The sequence below is a fragment of the Dysgonomonas sp. Shenzhen-Wh21 genome (genome assembly GCF_043392705.1).
In the GTDB taxonomy this organism is placed as follows: Bacteria; Bacteroidota; Bacteroidia; order Bacteroidales; family Dysgonomonadaceae; genus Dysgonomonas.
Map to the genome: position 1 here is coordinate 1 of NZ_JAIXHZ010000059.1, position 3,916 is coordinate 3,916.

Sequence of the window (3,916 nt, forward strand, 5' to 3'; positions counted from 1 at the left end):
CGGCTATATAAGAATTAGCCTTATGTGCTATCCCTACATCTTCCATTGCTTTGTGAACAATGGATTTATCAAGAGAAAAAGGGTTGACTACGGGAGTAACTGAAGACATCGTATTGTCAGGGACTTTGGATGATTTCTTTAAAAGAGACAATGTTGTATTCGACAGATATACAGGTAATTTCTTACCAAAAAGAGCTAATAATAGAAAGGTTTATCTTAAAGCTGAGGGAATATTACACCACTGGACAAAAAACATATTAGAAAGAAACGGATTTTCTTTAACAAAAGATTTAAATGATGCTATATTCCACATTGAAGCTCAATCGTCTGAACAAATAATAGTAGAATATAATACAATAAAAATTGAAATTAGCAGCTACGAACAGCTTGCTTCATTTTTGAGAACGCATAAAACGCTATAATAACATTTATCTACGTTTTCTAGCCATATCAATGCGGAGGAATATAAAGAGAAGAATGGTAAATCCCCACAAAGAAGACCCCCCATAGCTAAAGAAAGGCAAAGGGATTCCTATTACAGGAGTCAAACCTGTTACCATTCCTATATTTATCATCACATGAAAGAGGAAAATACAAGCTACGCAATAGCCATAAACTCTTCCGAAAGTGCTCTTCTGACGTTCTGCCAAATAGAATAAACGTAGAATTAGTGCTAAAAATAATAAAAGGACAAATACCGATCCGGCAAAACCCTGTTCCTCTCCTACTGTGCAGAATATGAAGTCAGTATCTTGCTCGGGAACGTATTTCAATTTAGTCTGAGTACCATTTAAATATCCTTTTCCTAAAAGCCCTCCTGAGCCTATTGCAATCTTAGATTGATTCACATTATACCCCGCTCCCATTAGGTCATCTTCCATCCCCAAAGTGACTTTTATACGCATCTGCTGGTGAGGTTGCATAACATCTGAGAAAAGGTAATCTATTGAGCTGACGAATATAAGGCTGCTGATAGCAAAAACGGCTGTCAGAAAATATACTTTCGACCAATATTTCTTCGCCAGAACCAAAAGATATACTACAAGTACACCAAGAGCGATTAGTGAAATAATACCAAAATCAATATTGACATTCAGTAGCGAAATCAGATATGGAATTCCAAATAACGCCAGCATTCCCAATATAATATTACGAGCTGCTACTTTATCTTGCCTATAACTTACCAATAATGCGGCACAAATCAGTATAACTAAAATTATAGTAACAAACTCACCTGTAGATATTATACCTATATCTGTATCCGAATATTTGAGTCCAATTACAAAAAATGCAATGGCTGATATTCCCAAGAACAAAATAATTCCGGGCAGTCCCTCTCTATATAACATTAATATGAAGACTGTATACACAAGCGCAGAACCTGTCTCTTTCTGCATGATGATCAGCAACATAGGGAGAAGAATAAGTCCCGCTACTGTTATCAGATTTTTAGGGGTGAGCAATTTAAAATTGTAGGTGCTCAGCAACTTTGCCAAAGCTAAAGCTACTGCAAATTTAGCAAACTCAGCAGGCTGTATTTGCACCGAATCAGTTATTTTGAGCCACGATCTAGACCCTCTGATGTCTGTGGATAGAAATATAGTAGCTATAAGAAGTAATATAAAAGCTATATAAATATAATAAGCCAATATATCGTATAAGTTGCTATCCAGTTTTAATATTATGAAACCCAGAACAATCGATGTACCAATCCAAACCAATTGCATACCGGCTCTACCCGATATATCAAACATGCTGGTAGTACTTCCGTATTGATAACTAGCTCCATATATACTGAGCCATCCGCACAATACCATAATCAGATATAATGCGATGGTAAACCAGTCTATACTGCTTTTTATATGTTCATCTTCTCTTCTGTACATTCCTTATTATTGATTTTCAGCAGGGTTTAATGAAAATGGTTCTATAGATGTTTCATCTACTGCACCATCTGTATTTGATACCGCAGGCTGAGAAAACTCATCATACTTCTTATTTGCTCTATTCCAATTAAAAAATGTTTGTGGCAAAATTGTCGTTGTGGCAATTCTCTCTTCAATATATTTATCAGAATCAGGTACTTCTCCTTTCAGATACTTCTGAATCATCAGACGTCCGATAGGAACAGCAAATGTAGCACCAAATCCTGCATTTTCAACAATAACACAAATAGCCACCTTCGGATTATCTTTAGGAGCAAAACCCATAAATAAAGAGTGATCTTTACCATGTGGATTTTCGGCTGTACCAGTCTTGCCACAAACTTCAATATCAGGTATATTAGCTCCTCTACATGTACCGCCTGTAACAGCAAGAGCCATCCCATCTACTACATACTGATAGTATTCTTTTTTTATTCCGGTATAGTGAGGATGTGTATATATACTGTCTAAAGGCGTATCTTGTATCTGACGCACAACATGTGGCGCATAGTAGAACCCTCTATTAGATATACTTGCGGCAAAGTTTGCTATTTGCAAAGGGGTAGCTGTTATTTCCCCCTGACCTATTGCTATAGAAATAACATTGGAAGCACTCCAATTCTCCCTTTTAAAAGCTCTGCTATAGAAATTGGCATTAGGAATAAAACCTCTCTTCTCAGAAGGTAAATCTACACCTAAGCGATAACCAAATCCCATATCTACCATATGATCTTTCCAAATATCAAAAGCTTCAACAGTACTTTTATACTTTTTTCTGTTTCCTAACATCGCAGATAATCCATAACAAAAATATGAATTACAAGAAGTTGCAATAGCTGGAACTAATGACAGTGGTGAACCATGAGGGTGACATTTGGGACGACCGCCTAATGGAGGATACCCTCCTGCACACGCATATAGTGTATTAGAAGTAATAATGTCTTCTTGAAGGAAAATCAATCCCTGTGTTGGTTTAAAAGTAGATCCGGGAGGATACATCCCTTGTATAGCCCTATTAAATAATGGCTTAAGAGGGTTATCTTCCAGTTCTTTATAGCTCTTACTAAAATTACGACCCAGAAGCATAGAAGGATCATAAGTAGGAGATGTAACCAAGCATAATATCTCACCGGTGGAAGGTTCAATCATAACAACACATCCAACTTTATTTTGAAGAAGATACTCCCCGTATGCTTGTAAATCTATATCGACAGAAAGTGTGAGGTTTTTTCCTGATACAGGAGACTTATCAAACTTTCCGTTTTCATATCTACCTTGAATACGTCCATGAGCGTCTCTTAATAAAACCTCAATGCCTTTTTCTCCCCTAAGATAGTTTTCATAAGATGCTTCAAGTCCTGATTTTCCAGCATAATCACCTCTTACATAGTAAGGATCATTCTCCAGTTGACTTCTGCTTACTTCCGCTACGTACCCTAGCAATAAGCCTGCATTATGATAGTTATACTGCCGCAATGTCCTATTCTGAATAAAGAAACCGGGAAATTTATATAGCTTTTCTTGCAACAAACCACTCTCTTGAGTCGTAAGCTGAGTCATAAACGTTTGCATTGTATATGACGAATATCCGGGATTCAAACGACGATCTTTTATGTCGTTCATGCGTTTATCAAATTGCTCCCTGGTTATATTCAATGACTTACAAAAGTCAAGGGTGTCAAATGGCTGTACCTCACGAGGTATGTATACGATATCATACGTAGGCTGGTTGTATACAAGTATTCTATCTTTTCTATCAGAAATGACTCCTCTTGCAGGATATAATGTCCTGTTAAAGAATGCATTTCCATCTGCAAAATCCTTATATTCAGGATTAAGCACTTGTAAATTAAAAAGTTGAATTATATATATAAGAATTATGCCACAGGCTATTCCGCCTAGTACATATTTTCTTTTAGATAAGTCTAAGATGTTTTTTGCCATGAGTTTTTCTTCTTAAAAGATAAACCTTCAAATGCAAACACCAATAA

At 36.4% G+C, this 3,916-nt stretch carries 3 protein-coding genes; 1 reads left to right on the top strand and 2 read right to left on the bottom strand.

Annotation, left to right across the window (positions count from 1 at the left end; genetic code table 11):
• The first annotated feature begins 59 nt into the window (after positions 1–59).
• On the top strand, positions 60–422 hold the full coding sequence (locus tag LDB17_RS03530; RefSeq protein WP_393924890.1) for a hypothetical protein: 363 nt from the start codon (positions 60–62) through the stop codon (positions 420–422).
• A 6-nt stretch (positions 423–428) separates the two neighbouring features.
• Here the strand turns inward: LDB17_RS03530 and rodA are convergent, their stop codons facing one another.
• Both rodA and mrdA read right to left on the bottom strand, forming a co-directional pair.
• On the bottom strand, positions 429–1,886 hold the full coding sequence (gene rodA, locus LDB17_RS03535) for a rod shape-determining protein RodA (RefSeq protein WP_135106059.1): 1,458 nt from the start codon (positions 1,884–1,886) through the stop codon (positions 429–431).
• Positions 1,887–1,892: 6 nt separating this feature from the next.
• Positions 1,893–3,869, bottom strand: coding sequence for a penicillin-binding protein 2 (gene mrdA, locus LDB17_RS03540; RefSeq protein WP_252637445.1), 1,977 nt, complete (start codon positions 3,867–3,869; stop codon positions 1,893–1,895).
• Positions 3,870–3,916 lie beyond the last annotated feature (47 nt).

What these genes read in the sequence shown, in the direction of transcription:
- LDB17_RS03530 (WP_393924890.1), top strand. Translation starts at nt 60, where the DNA reads ATGGATTTATCAAGAGAAAAAGGGTTGACTACGGGAGTAACTGAAGAC.
- rodA (WP_135106059.1), bottom strand. Translation starts at nt 1,886, where the DNA reads ATGTACAGAAGAGAAGATGAACATATAAAAAGCAGTATAGACTGGTTT.
- mrdA (WP_252637445.1), bottom strand. Translation starts at nt 3,869, where the DNA reads ATGGCAAAAAACATCTTAGACTTATCTAAAAGAAAATATGTACTAGGC.